The sequence below is a fragment of the Chitinophaga pinensis DSM 2588 genome (assembly GCF_000024005.1).
GTDB classification, from domain to species: domain Bacteria; phylum Bacteroidota; class Bacteroidia; order Chitinophagales; family Chitinophagaceae; genus Chitinophaga; species Chitinophaga pinensis.
This window is the reverse complement of the sequence record NC_013132.1, coordinates 6,703,240-6,722,278: the sequence shown is the minus strand read 5'-3', so window position 1 is coordinate 6,722,278 and position 19,039 is coordinate 6,703,240. Positions and strand designations below refer to the sequence as shown.

Sequence of the window (19,039 nt, the reverse complement as noted above, 5' to 3'; positions counted from 1 at the left end):
TATGAATGTTAATCTTGGTGTAAATAAAGCGGAAATTATCACAGCTTTACCTGCAACTGTTATTACTGTAATTGATAAACTGGAAGAACATATACCAGACACAAATGAAGTGGTGAGCAATATGAAGACGGAAAGCGCCTCCTATCTTTCCGTACTGGATAAGCTGCTGACAGAATTGTTATGGTGGCAGCTGAAAAAATCAGATGTACTGAAAGCCAGTGGCCTTATCAGGAGCGAATACCACAGACCACAACAATTGCCCGCTTTTTATGAACGCTGGTTGGATGAAACTTTACGCGTACTGGTAAGTGCAGGTTATCTGGAAAAGGAGGGTAACAAATTTACCCCGACAGGAAAAGGAGGTGCTTCAAAAGATGCCTGGTCTGCCTGGGAAACGGCAAAGGTGACTGACTTGTCTGATGTGAATGTCAAGGCGCAGGTGGCTTTACTGGATGCTACCATGAAAGCCTTACCGGATATTCTTTCAGGAAAGGTGCCGGCAACCGATGTGCTGTTTCCGGAAGGTTCGATGAAACTTGTAGAGGGCATTTATAAGCACAATAAGGTAGCGGATTATTTTAATGAAGTGTTGTCAGAAACCCTGACTGCTTATTGTCAGGAGCGAATCAGACAAGACAAAAATGCACGTATTAATATCCTTGAAATAGGCGCAGGTACAGGTGGTACCAGTGCCATCCTGTTTAAGCAATTGGCGCCGTTCCGTGAGCATATTGAAAGTTATTGTTACACGGATCTCTCCCGCGCATTCCTGATGTATGCGGAGAATACCTATGCACCTTCTGTTCCTTATCTGCAATGCCGCATTTTCGACGTAGAGAAACCGGCAATCCCCCAGGGAATAGAACAGGGTAAATATGATATTGTGATTGCGGCAAATGTCCTGCACGCTACCCGTAACATCCGCAGAACATTGCGTAATGCAAAGGCGGCGATGAAGAACAGGGGCTTGCTGATGCTCAATGAAATGAGTCACAATACCCTGTTCACACACCTTACTTTCGGTCTGCTGGAAGGATGGTGGTTGTATGAAGATGCACCGGTACGTATGGCAGGATGCCCCGGATTGTCTCCGGAGTCCTGGAAAAATGTATTTACTGCGGAAGGTTATGACAAGGTATTTTTCCCTTCAGCTTATGGGATTGCGCTTGGCCAGCAGATCGTAGTGGCGGAGAGTAATGGTATTATCAGACAGCCAAGACCCTCGTCTGTTACCACTAACAGTGATTCCTCTTCTCCGGCGCCCCGTTTGCCGGCAGGTAAAGCCGTTGCGGATACTACCAGCGTCCCTAATGGAGACGGTGACGGATTAAAGGGGAAAACAGTTGCTTATCTGCAGCAGATCATCGGAGAAACATTACGTATCCCGGCAGGTAATATTAAGCCAACTGTTGCGCTGGAAGACTATGGCATAGATTCGATCATCGTGGTGCAACTGAATAAGGCATTGGGAGAAGTATTTGCAGATCTCAGTAATACACTCTTCTTTGAATACCAGACGGTCAATGAACTGGCCGCTTATTTTATAAAAGCCTATCCTGATCAACTGAAGGCGAAACTACAGCTGGATGCAGAGCAGGATGAAACACCTGTTTTATCTGAAAAGGTAACAAAGCCGGTGATCGCTAAAAAAGGCCCTGTTTTTAAGGGAGTAAAGAAAAAAGAAACGGTAGCAGCGGTTAAAGAAACAACAGACCTTCCTGTAAGAGAGCCCATTGCTATTATTGGTATCAGTGGACGTTATCCTGGAGGAGATAACCTGGCCGCTTTCTGGGAAAGCCTTAAAAACGGTAAGGACAGCATCAGCGAAATACCGGCAGACCGCTGGTCGTTGGATGACTTTTATGTACCTGATAAAACGGCTGCACTGGAGAATGGAAAGAGTTATAGTAAGTGGGGCGGATTTATCAACGGACATGCCGATTTTGATCCGCAGTTTTTTAATATTTCCCCAAGGGAAGCCGTGAATATTGATCCACAGGAGCGTTTGTTCTTACAGGCGTGCTGGGAAGTGATGGAAGATGCCGGTTATACCCGGCGTCAGATCGCAGAGCAGTTCGCCCACCGCGTAGGTGTATTCGCTGGCATTACCCGTACGGGATTCGATTTGTACGGACCGGAATTATGGCGCAAGGGTGCTGCTTATTTCCCACGTACGTCTTTTAGTTCGCTGGCCAACAGAACGTCTTATTTACTCAATCTGCGCGGCCCCAGTATGCCGGTGGATACCATGTGTTCTTCCTCACTGACGGCTATACATGAGGCATGTGAGCATCTGTATAGGAACGAGTGTGAAATGGCGATCGCCGGTGGGGTGAACTTATACCTGCATCCTTCCAGTTATGTACTGTTCTGTTCACAGCAAATGCTGGCTGCAGATGGTAAGTGTAAGAGTTTTGGGGAGGGAGGTGATGGTTTCGTACCTGGTGAGGGAGTGGGGGTTGTACTATTGAAAAAGCTGTCGCTGGCAGAAAGAGACAATGATCATATCTATGCTGTTATAAAGGCTTCGGGTGTAAATCATGGCGGGAAGACCAATGGATATACCGTGCCTAATCCTGTGGCACAGGCTGCATTGATCAGTGAAACAATTACTAAAGCTGGTATTGAGGCAGAAGCAATCAGTTATATAGAAGCGCATGGCACAGGCACTGAATTGGGAGACCCGATTGAGATCACCGGTTTAAGCCAGGGATTTGCTTCAACAGAGAACCAGTTCTGTTCCATAGGTGCTGTCAAATCCAATATCGGACATTGTGAAGCTGCTGCAGGTATTGCGGGCATTACAAAAGTAGTGCTGCAAATGAAACATGGATTGATAGCGCCTACATTACATGCAGAGACACTTAATCCTAAGATAAGATTTGAATCGACTCCCTTTGTCGTGAAGCGCGAATTGACGGAGTGGAAACGACCCGTAAGGGAAAAGCATGGCCTGATGCAGGAAGTGCCGAGAATAGCAGGTATATCTTCTTTTGGCGCTGGTGGATCTAATGCACATGTATTGGTGCAGGAGTATATTTCGCCTGCAAGAGAACAGGTGGTGTATGACCAGTTGTTAATCGTATTATCTGCCCGCACAACAGCACAATTGCAGGAAAAGGTCCGGGATCTTTTACAATTTATTGATAGTGAGGGCCAGTCCGCAGAACTGGCTGATATTGCCTATACACTTCAGACGGGGAGGGAAGAAATGGAGCAGAGAGCTGCATTTGTCTGTTCGTCTGCAGATACACTCAGGCAGACACTCGCTGGTTATCTGCAATCAGATGGACAAGCTGCCGGTATTTATCGCGGACAGGTGAAGAAAGGGCAATCATCAACAGTCACCTTTACCAATGATGAAGATTTCAGAGATACGCTGACTACATGGATCAGCAAAGGTAAACTGGATAAACTGGCTGAGCTATGGACTGGTGGTCTGGAGATTGACTGGTCTTTGTTGTATGAAGAGGGAATGCCCCGTAGGATTAGTCTGCCAGTCTATCCATTCGCCCGTGAACGATATTGGTTCCCTGAGTTGGATAAGCAAGATAATGGTCAGATAGCGGATAAGCCCTCGATTATAAAATCAGCTGTTAAAACAGATACCCATGAACTGCTGACCTTTGAAGAGCTTTGGGTACCAGCAGGTCTTTCAACTCAGATACTGCCGACAGCCGGCGTATTAATATGCTGTGTGGATAATGCCGCCAGTATAGCAGCAATATCCACATCTGTAGTATCACTATTGCCTGCTGCAAAATTGTTGTTTGTAAGCAATGATAGTATAGCGGGGCAGGAGCATGTATACCAGCTTGGTAAGGATAAAGCAGCTGGTTATAAGACCGTATTCCATAAGATCAAAGAAACATACGGTGCTGTAGACGGCATATTATATACAGGCGCTGGTAATGAGGCTGCCTATGAAGATATTCTCTACCTGTTGCAAGGCATACTTTCATCGGGATTAAAGACCAGCCGCTTATTACTGGAAGGACGTTATTCCTCAGCGCTTGAGCAATGTTATACATTTTCCTGGATAGGTTATGCGCGGTCACTGGGCTTTGTATTGCCGGGTATGGATATACATGTTGTATTACATGCTGCAGCGCATAGCCTGAACATGCAGACATTACTGGGAGAATTATGGTATAACGGAAGTCATGTAGCACATTATGAAAATAATGTCCGTACTATTCCTCAGCTGGAAGAACGCACGACAGAAACATCCGCAGTGCCCTTGTTGAAACAAGGTGGGACTTATATTGTTACAGGCGGTTTCGGCGGACTGGGATTATTATTCAGCAGTTATTTAAGCAAGACCTGGAAGGCGAATGTGATAATGACGGGTCGTCGTCGTTTATCGACGGAAGAAGAGGCGAAAGTAGCTGCTATACAGGGTAATCAGAATAAAGTTGTCTATGTACAGGCAGATGTGAGTGATGCGGCTGCTATGCAAAATGTACGGACTACTGCAAAGCAGATTACGGGTGAGATATCAGGTATATTACATATAGCCGGTGTACAGAGTCATACGACTATCGGTGACAAACAGTATGAAGACTTTAAGACAGTATTGTCTTCAAAGATCAGGGGAAGCCAGGTATTAGACGAAGTGTTTGGCCAGGAAGCTCTTGACTTTGTATGTTATTTTTCTTCTTCCTCTGCTGTATTGGGTGATTTTGGTTCCTGTGACTATGCCATTGCTAACCGCTTTCAGATGAGTTATGGCGCCTTACGTCGGGCAGCTGGTTTTAATGGTGTTACAACTGTCATCAACTGGCCATTGTGGCGTGAGGGAGGAATGAGTCTCGGTGAAAGTAGTTCGCTGGATCTATATCTCAGGAGCAGTGGTCAGAGTTACCTGGAAGCGGCAATGGGATTATCAACTTTCGAATCATTGTTGCGTGCAGGTAATGTAACGCGTTTGGTGATGTATGGGGATAGATCCCGTATTTACCAGATGCCATTGTTGTCAGGCGAAACGGAGTTACCTGTATCAACGATCGTATCGGAGAATGGTGTTGGCCGCAGTGCAGAGATGCATGGCTGGTCAGTGGATGAATGTTTGCTGTGGGACTTACGCCGCCAGGTGGGTGAATTACTGCAACTAGGTATGGAAAAGGTGGCAGCAGATGTAAACCTGGCTGATTTTGGTTTTGACTCGGTGAGTTTAATGCAGTTATCCAAGCGCCTGAGTGCCTACTATGATATAGAAGTGACACCGGCCGTATTTTTTAGTTATGCTACAATAGAGAAGTTACGGGAATATTACTTAGGCGAACACGCAGACAAGATCAATGCTTTCTACAGTGAAGCCCAGACAGTAGTAGTCCCAGGAAAACGTTCCATACCAGTACGTCCGGTATCTCATACTGCTGCTACAGCCAGACAAACGCCTGTTTCAGGTAATACTACAGACGAACCTATAGCGGTAATTGGTATGAGCGGCCGTTTCCCACAGGCAGCTACTATCGCTGAAATGTGGAAATTGGTGGCAGCAGGAAAAAGTGCCATTGAAGAGATACCGGCTACAAGATGGGACTGGCGGGAGTATCACGATGAACAGGTGATGCCTGGTAAGTCTAATTCCAAGTGGGGTGGTTTTATCCCGGATGTAGACCAGTTTGATCCTTTGTTCTTTGAGATCGCACCGCTGGAAGCTACCTATATGGATCCGCGTCAGCGTTTATTATTACAGGAAGCCTGGGCTGCATTGGAAGATGCGGGTTATGGGCCGGCGCAGATCAATAGCAATAAGATTGGAATGTTTGTCGGTTCTGAGGATGGTGAATACCAGATACTGACCGGCGGACAGGGGAGTATTACTTCCAACCATGCGGCTATCATGTCGGCAAGACTCTCTTATTTCCTAAATCTCGATGGACCCAATATTAATGTCAATACAGCCTGTTCATCAGGGCTGGTCGCTTTACATCTTGCCTGCCAGAGCTTACGTAGTAATGAATGTGATACGGCTTTAGCGGCAGGGGTGAACCTCTTGCTGACACCAATGTCTTATGTGCAGATGAGTCAGGCTGGAATATTATCGCCTGATGGAAAGTGTTTCACTTTTGATAAACGGGCTAATGGCATGGTACCCGGTGAGGCTGTTGCGGTAGTGGTATTGAAGAAACTCTCTGCTGCCATCGCAGATGGAGATCCGGTGTATGCTGTTATCGATGGCAGCGGTGTAAACTATGATGGAAAAACAAACGGTATTACGGCTCCTAATGGTAATTCCCAACGGGCATTACTACAGGATGTATATAGCCGGTACCATATCGATCCTGCAGCAATTGACTATGTCGTGGCGCATGGAACAGGTACTAAACTGGGTGACCCGATTGAAGTAAACGCCTTAGCACAGGCATTCAGGGGGTATACGGATAAACAAGGCTATTGTGCGATCAGTTCTGTCAAGACAAACTTCGGACATACATTCGCAGCTTCCGGACTGGTAAGCCTTATTTCATTAGTGAAAGCGGTACAGGAAAAGGTAATCCCGGCAAATCTGCATTTTGAAGAACAGAATGAGTTCATTCACTGGAATGGCAGTCCTTTTTACGTACCTCGTCAGGCAGCGGCATGGCCGGAAGTTAATGGGAAAGCAAGAACCGGCGCCGTAAGCTCATTCGGTATGAGTGGTACGAATGCGCATGTTGTGGTAAGCAGTTATTCAGGGGTGAATGTTCCTGCAGCTGTTAGTACAGCTCCGGTATTGCTGCTGTTGTCTGCAAAGACAGAAGAAGCATTACTGCGTAAGATGGAAGATATGATCGCCTATCTGCAATCCGGTAGTGAAAACCTTTCCCAGGTCGCGTATACTTTACAGGAAGGTCGTCACCATTTTATCTATCGTGCAGCGATTGTTGTTCAACATCAACAGGATGCGATACAGACATGGACCAGGGCTTTGAACAAGGAGCAACTACCACAGCTGTTCAGTAATAAGGTATCCCGTGATTTTAAAGCACAGGCAGCCTTAATGAGTTATGGTACTGAGTTGTTGCGTAAATGCGCCGACAATCAACTGCCGGCACAACAGTTTCGTGAGTCTTTATATGCGCTCGCAGAACTTTACTGCCAGGGCTACGATTTCCCTTGGCGTGAATTATACAGCGATGTGCCGCAGCGTTTACATCTGCCGGTATATCCATTTGAAAAGGAGCATTACTGGGTAGCAGAAAAACAGACAGGCAGTGGCAATACGGGTGTTTCCCATATCGGCGGCTTGTTGCATACCAACACATCTACGCTGGATGGTCTTACGTTTAGCTCCTCCTTTAAAGGAAATGAGTTTTTCCTTGCAGACCATGTCGTAAAGGGTAAGAAGATCTTGCCAGGTGTGGCGCATATAGAGATGGCATATGCTGCGCTGAAGCAGGTGGCTGCGGAATATGCGGCATCAGGCACCAGTGTGGTATTGAAGAATATTACCTGGATGCGTCCTGCCATACAGGAAAAGGAACCATTACAGATGAAGATATCACTGACCGCCAATGAGGACGGACAGATCGATTATCAGATTCAAAGCATGACTGCTGATGGCCGTGAAAAGATCCTGAACAGTACCGGTACCGCTTATATTGTACAAGAGACAGTGCCATCTTCATATGATCTTGCTCAGTTGAGAAAAGAACTGGGTAATGCCATTGACGGAGAGATGGTATACAATACATTCAAGGGAATAGGACTTGACTATGGCGCTTCCTTCCGGGGTATCAATGAACTGTATACGGATGGTGTACAGGTATTGGCTCGCCTGTCATTACCCGAAAACCTTTTCTCTGCAGCATACAACCTGCATCCGGGAATGATGGATGCTGCTTTGCAGTCATTTATAGGGTTTGTATTTGGCAGCATCGCTGATCCCAAGGAACTGGATATCCGGTCATTAAAACCAGCCTTGCCATTCGCGTTGGATAGCATCAGTATTTTTGGCGCCTGTCAGCCGGAAATGTGGGCATTGACCCGTTTTAGTGAAGGTTACAGCGCAGCTGGTAGTATTCAGAAACTGGATATAGATATCTGTGACAATGCGGGAAATGTATTGATTAGTCTCAGCGGTTTTACAACCAGGACATTAACAGAAGACGCCGGAACTGATCATAAGCAGGATACCGGTACACCAGTAGGTAAACTGTTGCTCCGACCAGTATGGAAGACTAATCGTCAGCAGCAGGCAACTTTATATCCGGCGCTGGATGCAAAAGTACTTGTAGTGCATAATGGCGCTGAGCCGAAGGCGGTACTGGATGACTATCCGGATGCCCTTTTCCTGGCAATCAGCGGTCAGGAGTCAGTGGCTGTTCTGGAAGAAAAATTGGCCGCTATCGGAAAGATAGATCATATCATCTGGCAATCTGCTTCATCCACCTCTTACACTGTAGATGCGGATGCCCTGATAAGTGCACAGGAAGGTATCGTCTACGCATTATTCCGGTTTGTGAAGGCGTTACTAAAAGCAGGCTATGGCGCAGAAAAACTAGGTTGGACCATTGTTACCAAACAGAGTCTCGCTGTTGCTGATGATGAAGAGGTAAACGCTGCCCATGCTGCTATACATGGCCTTGCAGGCGTTATGGCGAAGGAATATCCTAACTGGAAAGTAAGACTGGCAGATATCGATAAGGACAATGAACTACCACAAAGTCTTTTCCGGATGCCTGCCGATCCGCATGGAAATGCACTCGTTTACCGTGGCGGACAGTGGAAGCAACAGGAGCTGATTGTTTATGAACAACAACAAAATGAAACGACGTCTTACAGACAGGAAGGTGTATATGTAGTGATCGGTGGTGCAGGTGGTATCGGGGAGGTATGGACCGATTATATGATCAGTAAATACAAGGCGCAGGTAATCTGGATCGGAAGACGCGCATATGATCAGACCATAGCAGCGCGTATCAGCAAACTGAGTATAAAGGGACCTGCTCCTGTTTATTATGCGGCTGACGCGGCCAGTTATGCGTCATTACATGCTGTATATGAACAGATCAAACAGCGTTTTGGAACAATAAATGGCATTATCCACTCTGCCATTGTGCTCCAGGATCAGGGGCTGGGAAATATGACAGAGGAGAAGTTCCGTGCCGGACTTTCTGCAAAGCTGGATGTAAGTGTCCGGCTGGCGCAGGTATTTGCCGCAGAGCAACTTGATTTCGTGTTGTTCTTCTCTTCCATGACCACTTTTACCAAAGCACCCGGACAGAGTAATTATGCGGCCGGCTGTACGTTTAAAGATGCCTTTGCATTACAGCTTGCCCAGACCTGGGATTGCCCGGTGAAAGTCATTAACTGGGGTTATTGGGGTAGCGTCGGTATCGTAGCTGATGATACCTATCGAGAACGTATGGCCTTGGCGGGATTCGACTCGATTGAACCCGTAGATGGAATGGCTGCCCTGGAAACATTACTGGCGTCGCCAGTTGCCCAACTGGCCTTTATTAAAACCTGTAAGCCTCTACAGATGGAAGGGATTAAACTGTCAGAAAGAATGACGGTATATCCAGCTTCCATACAAGTTAATGCCACACATACACCGAATGATGTTACAGGTACCTTGAAGGAGATTGTAGCAGCTGCTACGGGTATTATGGCTGAAAATATAGACATGCAGACGACATTTGGTGAGTATTGTGCTGATCCGGAGGTATTTGCTGCAATAGCGGCCGGTATCAGCGAACAGCTGGATATTCATCTCAATGCGGGTCTGTTGATGTCTTTTACGGATCTTGCAGAGTTGTGTAAATATGTACAATCGCTGACAGGGGTGAATACGATTGATTATAGTTCACCGGAAAGACTGGAACAGATCTGGCAAAAAGTGGGCGCGCTGGCACTGGAAATGGAACAACTCCTCGCCAGACTACTATTTGTACATTTAAGAGACCTGGGCTGCTTTACAAGCCCCGGAACCTGCACGGTGTTGATGGAAAATGGCCGGATCGTCCCTGCTTATAAAAGATGGATGGAAGAAAGCCTGGCTGCATTAGTAAGAGCCGGACTTCTTACAACACAGACCGGACAATATACAGTCGCTCAAGGAGCGGCACAATTACCAGCGGAAGCTGTTCACCAGGAGTGGGCGGCGAAACGGTTATTATGGTTAGAGAATCCGAACCTGAAAAACCAGGTAGTATTGGCTGACGCTACGATGGGTGCACTGCAACAGATCATTACAGGACAAGTTCCGGCAACAGCAATCATGTTCCCTGGTTCATCCATGGAGATGGTACAGGGTGTATACAAAGACAACCTTGTGGCCGATTACTTTAATGAACTGATGGCAGTTGCACTGGTGAATTACCTGGAACAACGAAAGTCAACAGATCCGAATCTCCGTCTCCGTATACTGGAAATTGGTGCAGGTACCGGTGGAACCAGTGCCATGATCTTCGGCAAACTCAAGCCTTATCAGCAGCACATCGCTGAATACTGCTATACAGATATTTCCAGGGCATTCCTATTACATGCAGAAAAGGCGTATCTGCCAGATAATCCTTATATCAAGACCAGGATATTTGATGTAGAGAAGCCGATACAGCCACAGGACATTGAAGCAGGTGTGTATGATGTGGTGGTCGCTACGAACGTATTACACGCTACTTCCAACATTAGTAATACCCTGCGTAATGCCAAGGCGGTCTTACAGACAGGAGGCTTGCTCTTGTTAAATGAGTTGGCTGCAAGTTCTTTATTTACACACCTGAGCTTCGGATTATTAGACGGCTGGTGGTTATATGAAGATCCGGAGGTGAGACTGTCTGGTAGTCCGGTACTGGTAGCAGACAGCTGGAGAAAACAGTTGGCCTATGAAGGTTTCAAAGCATTGCAGTTCCCTGTAAAGGCAGCACATCATCTTGGTCAGCAGATTATCATTGCTGTAAGCGATGGTATTGTTCGTCAGCTTGTTAATAAACCAGCTGTTGCCGCTCCTGCTGCTGCACCGGCGAAACCGCCTGTAAAGAAAGCAACCCCAGTACAACAATCTGTAGCCAGCAACAAACGCGCTGATAAGAAAGCGGGTCTGGAAGAGAAAGCCCTGGCTTATTTCAAAGACCTGGTAGGTGGTGTGCTGAAGATTCCTGCACACAAAATAGATGTCAATGCTTCGTTCGAATCTTATGGTATAGATTCCATTCTTGTTGTACAGCTGAACAATGCATTAAAAGAAGTATTCGGAGAAGTATCAAGTACGCTGTTCTTTGAATACCAGGATATCCGCTCCCTCAGCGCTTATTTTATAGATACACAGAGAGAAGCGCTCACAAGCTTACTGGGAGATGATATACCGTCTGGTATTCATAGTCCGCGGGAAGTATCCCCGGTGAATGATGCACCAATTGCTATTCCGGTAGCATTTGGGCGGAAAGCAGGTACAACACCTGTGCCATCAGCCAATGGTTTTACAGAACAGGTAAACACGACCATGCCCATTGCTATTATCGGTATCAGTGGGAAATATGCACAGGCAGCTTCGCTGGATGCTTTCTGGGAAAATCTGCAGACAGGTAAGAATTGTATTACGGAGATACCGGAAGAGCGCTGGAACTGGCGTACACACTTCGATGAAGAAAAAGGCAAATGGGGTACTACTTATTCCCGTTGGGGTGGTTTTATTCCTGATATAGATCGTTTTGATCCTTTGTTCTTTAATATATCTCCTATAGAGGCAGAACGTATTGATCCACAGGAAAGACAGTTCTTAGAGACGTCCTACAATGCGATTGCTGATGCAGGGTATACGCCCGCTAAGTTGGCGGCTGATCGGAAAGTGGGCGTGTTTGCCGGTATTATGAACGGCAATTACATCACCGGACCGAGCTATCATTCTGTAGCTAACCGTGTGTCTTATGTGATGAACTTTCAAGGGCCAAGTCTGGCGGTAGATACGGCTTGTTCGTCCTCACTGACAGCTATTCATCTGGCGATCGACAGTATACGCGGCGGCTCCTGCCATTGCGCGATAGCAGGTGGTGTAAACCTGATCGTAGATCCTGTACACTATATGCGATTGTCAGCCGCAGGTATGTTGTCGGCTGGCGATCAGTGTAAGGCATTTGGTGATGGGGCCGATGGCTTTGTAGACGGAGAAGGCGTAGGCGCAGTGGTACTGAAACCTCTGGCCAGGGCAATAGCAGACGGAGATCATATCTATGGTGTGATACAGGGCTCCGCTATTAATGCAGGTGGCCGTACGAATGGCTATACCGTACCTAATCCTGTAGCGCAGGCACAGGTCGTGGCAGATGCACTGGATCGTGCGGGTATTGATGCCCGGACAGTCAGTTATGTAGAAGCACATGGCACTGGTACTGTGTTGGGTGATCCTATAGAAGTAAATGGTCTTACACGGGCATTTGCAGCAACGACGGATGATAAACAATTCTGTGCCATTGGTTCTGTAAAAACAAACATCGGCCATTGTGAAAGTGCTGCAGGTATTGCGAGTCTGACGAAAGTACTGTTACAGATGAAACACGGTAAGCTGGCCCCATCACTCCATGCGGCTCAGCCTAATCCCAATATCAATTTTGCCAATACGCCATTTAAAGTACAGGCACAGTTGTCAGATTGGTCTTCACCAAGAATAGCAGGTATTTCTTCTTTCGGCGCTGGTGGCGCTAATGCACACCTGGTTGTTACTGAGTATATACCGGAACCAATAGTTGAGACACAGCAAATGCCTGTGATGATTGTACTTTCTGCCCGCACAGCGGAGCGTTTACAGGCACAGGTGAGTCAGCTGCTGGATGCCATATCCGTTGATGGTTTTAATGAGCCTCTTGCTGCGATTGCTTACACATTACAGGTGGGTAGAGAAGCATTGGAAGAAAGGCTTGCATTGGTCGCAGGTTCTGTCGAAGCGTTGAAGCAACAATTACAGGCGTATCTGCAGGGAAATCATACGGCGATCTTCAGAGGGCAGGTAAAGCCTAACAAGGATATTGTCGCTGTTTTCTCTTCGGATGAAACGCTGGCTCAGGTAGCCGATCAGTGGTTGTTACAACACAATGATGCAAAGGTGCTGGAATGGTGGGTAAAAGGATTACAGATCAACTGGGAGATCCTGTATACAACGGATCGTCCCCGCAGGATATCATTACCAGGTTACCCATTTGCGGGTGAAAGGTACTGGCAGGCTGCGTTGCCGCTTAGTGTTAAAGCCACAGCTCCCCTCCCAGCGAGAGATGATAAAGACTATTACGATTTGCTTGATGCTGTGCTGAGCGATGAGCTGAGTGTACAACATGCCACTAACGAAATTGTAAAAATGCTTAACTGACAAGACATGAAAGAACTGGTAACATACATATTGAATGAATTAAAGGCAGACAGGATATCCCGGTCTGAGGCAGTCAGATTACTTAAACAGGCGGCTACAAATCCATCTGCGAATGATACTGAGTTGTTACATCCGCTGATTCACCGGAATATATCTACACTCGAAGGACAGGTATTTGAGTCAGTATTCAGGGGCACAGAATTCTTTCTTACAGATCATGTGGCCGCTGGAAGAAAGATACTGCCAGGAACGGTATACCTGGAGATGGCAAGAGCGGCGCTTGTTTTGTCAACTGGTGTGGCGGAAGAAACAGTTGCTTTATCGCGTGTCAGCTGGCAACAGCCTATGGATGTCAGCGAAGGAGCGATAAGGGTGTATACTGCTTTGCAGGTACAGGAGGACGAGAACGTTTTCTTTGAGATATACAGTGAAGAAGAAGGCGTAAAAACAATCTACAGCAACGGATGGGCCACCCTGACAGGGTGTAAGGATACAGCTGTTCCTGATGTCGCTGCATCCGCAGATGAAATGCCTTTACTATTACAGGGAACGGCATGTTATCAGCTGTTTGAGGAAGCCGGTATGGTATACGGACCAACGTTCAAGGCGATTCAACAGATCAGGGGAAATGGGCAACAGGTATTTGTGGATCTGGTGTTGCCGGAAGCCTTACAGGCTTCTGTAACAGACTATCTCTTACATCCGGTAATACTGGATGCGGCACTACAGGGAAGCGTTGGTCTGACTATCGGCGATGCGATGATGAAGAGTAAGGCGCCTTTTGCACTGGAAGCGTTGAAGGTGTATCGTCCCTGCACTACACATATGCAGGCTGTTATCACACATAGCAAAACGTATAAAGGAGACAGTAATATTCAACAGCTGGATATACAGCTGAATGACCTGCATGGGAATGTATGTGTGTTGCTGAAAGGCTTTACTTTCAGACTGCTGGATATGGGCACAAACGAACAACTCTTATTGCTGGAGAAAAAAGAACAGCCATTTATTGCAGCAAATGCGCTGGTGTCGACGGCGTATGAAAGACATGTCATCCTGTTATGTGGAGATGCGGTATCCTTCGCAGGAGTAATACAGGAGGTATTTGATAAAAGTAGCGTACTTACGGTTACCGCTGGCAGCGATATGTTGCCGGATAATTTTATGTCATATGCGGAGCGTTTGTTTATCGAAATAAAAGATTTACTGGAGGTCCGGGTGACGGGCAAGAGCCTGTTGCAGGTAGTGATGTCAGGTGCGGAACGTACGCTACTGGCAGGCGGATTAACAGGCATGTTGCAGACGGCAGTACTGGAATATCCATTGCTGGATGCAAAACTGATTGAAACAGATGAAACCGGAACTGCACTTGCAGCTGTCTTAAAACAGCATATGGGAGCGGGACCATTATATGTTAAATATCGTGATGGAAAAGGATGGCAGGATAGCTGGGAACCATTGTCTGTCAGCCAGGATGCGATGCCATGGAAAGATCAGGGCGTATACCTGATAACAGGTGGTGCTGGTGGTTTGGGGCAGCTATTCGCCCGGGAAATACTGTCACGTACGAAGAATGCCGTTGTCATACTGGCAGGCAGACGTGCCTTGGATAATGATATTGCTGCAATACTGGAAGCCTTGAATAGTGAAACAGGAAAAGTAGTCTATCGGCAGCTGGATCTTGGAGATGCAGCATCTGTAAATACGCATATCCAGGAGATCATATCCCTGTATGGTGGTTTGCAGGGTGTTATACATAGTGCAGGATTGACAAAGGATGCCTATATCACCAAAAAAGAGATAGCAGATTTCAGAGACGTATTACTACCGAAAGTGACGGGCACTGTTCACCTGGAGAATGCCTGTCGTGACATAGCGCTGGATTTCTTTATTTTGTTCTCCTCAGGATCCGGGGTTACCGGTAATGCCGGTCAGGCTGACTATGCAACAGCAAATGCCTTCTTAGACGCTTTTACTCGTGAACGTTCAACCTTCGTTGCGCAACGAAAGATCAATGTAAGATACTTATCTATTAACTGGCCCCTGTGGGAAGCAGGAGGAATGGACATCAGCAGAGAGGCGCGACAGTTGTTACGGCAGACTACAGGTATGACACCCATGAGCACCGCAAATGGTTTGCAGGCTTTTTATACAGCATGGGCTTCGCGGAAAACACAGGTACTGGTCATGCAGGGCGATCCGCAAAAGCTACAGGCTTTTTTCCGTCAATCGGAAAAGCGTACAGAGAAACCACAGACAACTTCACAAAAAACTATTGTAAGCGTAAATAATGACGTTGATATACAAGCGGCTGCACTAACCTATTTCAGTCGTCAGTTAGCAGACTTTGTCAAACTCCCTTATCATGAAATCGAGTCTGATGTGACGCTTGATAAGTATGGTATTGAGTCCATCCTGATGATGCAGCTGGTATCACATTTTGAGAAACAGTTTGGTCCTTTACCGAGAACATTGTTTTTCGAATATCAGACGATAGCTGAGTTGACAGGGTATTTTATCGCTGAACATAATGCACAGTTACAAACCATATTGGGTGTGGGACGGAAGGAACGTGAAGAGAAGGTACCTACACCGGTTGAAAGACCTGCTGTGCGTATGAAGGAAAAGAAGCCTTTAAAGATAGCGCCGGTAAAGGCAATCAATCCCGCTTCCGATCAAAATAAAGAAGCCATTGCCATTATTGCCATTGAGGGTAGATATCCGCAATCAGCCAATATCGCGGCATTCTGGGATAAGCTCCGTACAGGAAAGGACTGTATTACGACGGTACCAACTGAGAGATGGGACAATAGTCTCTATTTTGAACAGCAGCCGGCAGCCCCCGGAAAAACATATTGCAACTGGGGTGGTTTTATCCCGGCAGCAGATCAGTTTGATCCGTTGTTCTTTAATATCTCTCCGAGGGAGGCTTCGCTGACAGACCCGCAGGAAAGGCTTTTCCTGGAGACGGTGTGGCAGTTGCTGGAAAGTGCGGGTTATACAAAAGATACCTTGAAACGAAAGTATAACAGTGAGGTGGGTGTATTTGCAGGGGCGATGTATAATCATTATCAGTTACTGGGCGGCGGAGATGCTCAGGAGGCAGTAACAGCCTTATCCAGCCATAGCGCCATCGCCAACAGGGTATCTTATTATTTCAATCTGCATGGGCCTTCCCTGGCCGTAGATACGGCTTGTTCTTCTTCTTTGGTGGCCTTACATTATGCCTGTGAGAGTATCCTGAAAGGAGAGTGCCAAATGGCCATTGCCGGAGGCGTAAATGTGACCGTGCATCCTAAGAAATATACCGGATTGAGTCTGACAGGGATGATTGCCAGTCATCCGGACAGTCGCAGTTTCAGTGCAGGAGATGGCTATCTGCCTGCGGATGGCGTAGGCGCTGTTTTATTAAAACCCCTGTCGGCCGCAATAGCAGATAATGACAACATACTGGCCGTGGTGCTATCTACGGCTATTAGTCATAACGGTCAGTCTAATGGCTTTACCGTACCTAATTTAGCGGCGCAGGCACAGCTGATAGAACAACATTTCCGTCATGCCGGTATTGACCCTGCTACCATCAGTTATGTGGAGGCTGCGGCCAATGGATCAGCTATGGGTGATGCGATTGAATTTGCGGCACTTTCCAGGGCATTCAGGAAGTTCTCTGATCAACAGGGATTTTGTGCTATAGGGGCCGTTAAGTCGAATATCGGCCATGCAGAAGCTGCATCGGGTATGTCTCAGCTGAGTAAGGTGGTCTTACAGCTGCATCACAGGCAGTTGGTCCCTACACTCAGGAAGGGTGCATCGAACCCGGATATTAGCTGGGAGGGCTCTCCGTTTTATCTGCAGGATCATCTGGCGGATTGGGACAGACCTTTCCCGTTGCGGGCAACGGTGAGTTCATTTGGCGCGGGAGGCACAAATGTGCATGTGATACTGGAAGAATTCCGGCATGAAGTTATAGAGGATACTACGAACAATGGCACCTTTATTATTCCCCTTTCAGCCAGAAGTTCCAGAGAGTTACAGCGTATGAAACATGCCTTATCTGCTTTCCTGGATACAACTGCTGACGTATCCCTGGAGAATATGGCGCATACATTACAGACGGGCCGCGAAGCAATGCCTTACCGTTGGGTGGCTGTTGTAAAAGATATAGCTGCATTAAAAACAGCCTTGCAGGATTCGCCGGAAATACCAGCGGATATACCTGTCTATAACGGTGAGCCAGGGGATACGGATGCCACTATCAAGCGTATTTTATCTGGTAGTTCGCAGCAAGTATTACTGGAAACAGCGGCACAGGAACAGAACTATGATTTATTAGCATTATACTGGGCCAAAGGGGCCTCGCTCAACTGGTCGGATCTCGCATTATATCCTGCGGCCAGGAAAATGGTATTGCCAGGATACCCCTTTGAGCAACGCCGTTGCTGGATAGAAAACACCGCTACGCCGCATCCTGTGGTATCGAAGCCTGTGCAGACAAACGGGATCAACGGACAGACGAAAGAGTTGTCTGATCTGATAGCGGCAATATTGGGCGTAGCGAAAGCGGATTTAGATAAAGACCAGCCCTTAGAAGCATATGGCATGGATTCTATGCAGATGATGCAGGTCGTACAACAATTACAGCTGCATTATAATCCGGCCATACATCCGGGGCAGCTGGTAGCTTGTCGTACGATAAATGATATCAGCGCTGTATTAGAAGAGGTGGGCGGCATTGCGCCGGTTCCTGCTGACTGGTCGGCATTTCCGGAGCTGGTCAGACTGAACGGCAAACAGGAAGGACGTCCCGTATTCTGGTTTCATGCGGCGGCTGGAGGGGTAGAGCCTTATCAGGCCTTGGCGCAGACCATCGAACGTCCTTTTTACGGTTTACAGGCCAGGGGTTATATGACTGAGCGGCAACCACTGAAAGGTGTGAGTGCCATGGCTGCTTATTATATACACATTATCCGATCCGTACAGGCAACAGGGCCATACGACCTGGGAGGGTATTCTCTCGGTGGTGTGATTGCTTACGAAGTGGCCAGGCAGCTACAGGAAATGGGGCAACAGGTAAATACCATCGTAATGCTGGATTCGCTTTATGGAGCCGAGGTATCTGCTGAACGTTTTGATAAACGGGATGCCATCTTACAGGCCGTAAACATGTCACTGTTCTCCGGAATCGTGAATTCTCCGGAACGGTTTAAAGAAATACTGATAAACCGGTCACTTGTAGCTGATATAACGGATACGGATGCATTGATCTCAACATTAATGGAACATTTTAAGGAGCGGGGAGGTACACAGCCGGTTGCCAGACTGGAGGAATTCATCCGGCAGAGCGTCCGGGTGCAGGAAGCATATGTGGTAGACCAGTATGAGGTATCTCCGCTACCGGATCCTACAGGGCTACACTGCCATTACTTCCGGAACGGGAATGGTTATTTCCTGGGAGAGCTGGCGCCGTTCTTTATGCTGAGTAAGGAGCAGCCAGCCTATGATCATATTAATTACTGGGCTGAATGGGAGCAGCAGATACCGGATTTCGAGATCACAGATCTGGATGTGGCGAATCACATGATGCTGCTTTCTGATGAAACTGCGTACCATATTATTACTGATTATTGCCGGAAAATATATGCGGCAGAGGGTGCAAATGCTTCAACAGCAGCAGGTAGTACGATAAAAAGACGGCCTTTACTGCTGGAAGAAAAGATTGCCGTGACGGAGAATGAATCGTAAAAAGGC

Annotated in this window: 2 protein-coding genes; both read left to right on the top strand. The window is 47.1% G+C overall.

The window, feature by feature from the left end:
* The first annotated feature begins 1 nt into the window (after position 1).
* Entirely contained in the window at positions 2 to 13,291 is a 13,290-nt protein-coding gene (locus CPIN_RS37075; protein WP_012792889.1) for an SDR family NAD(P)-dependent oxidoreductase, read from the top strand.
* A gap of 6 nt (positions 13,292 to 13,297) precedes the next feature.
* Positions 13,298 to 19,033: an SDR family NAD(P)-dependent oxidoreductase gene (locus CPIN_RS26200; protein WP_012792888.1), complete on the top strand. Its 5,736-nt coding sequence runs from the start codon at positions 13,298 to 13,300 to the stop codon at positions 19,031 to 19,033.
* The last annotated feature ends 6 nt before the right edge of the window (positions 19,034 to 19,039 follow it).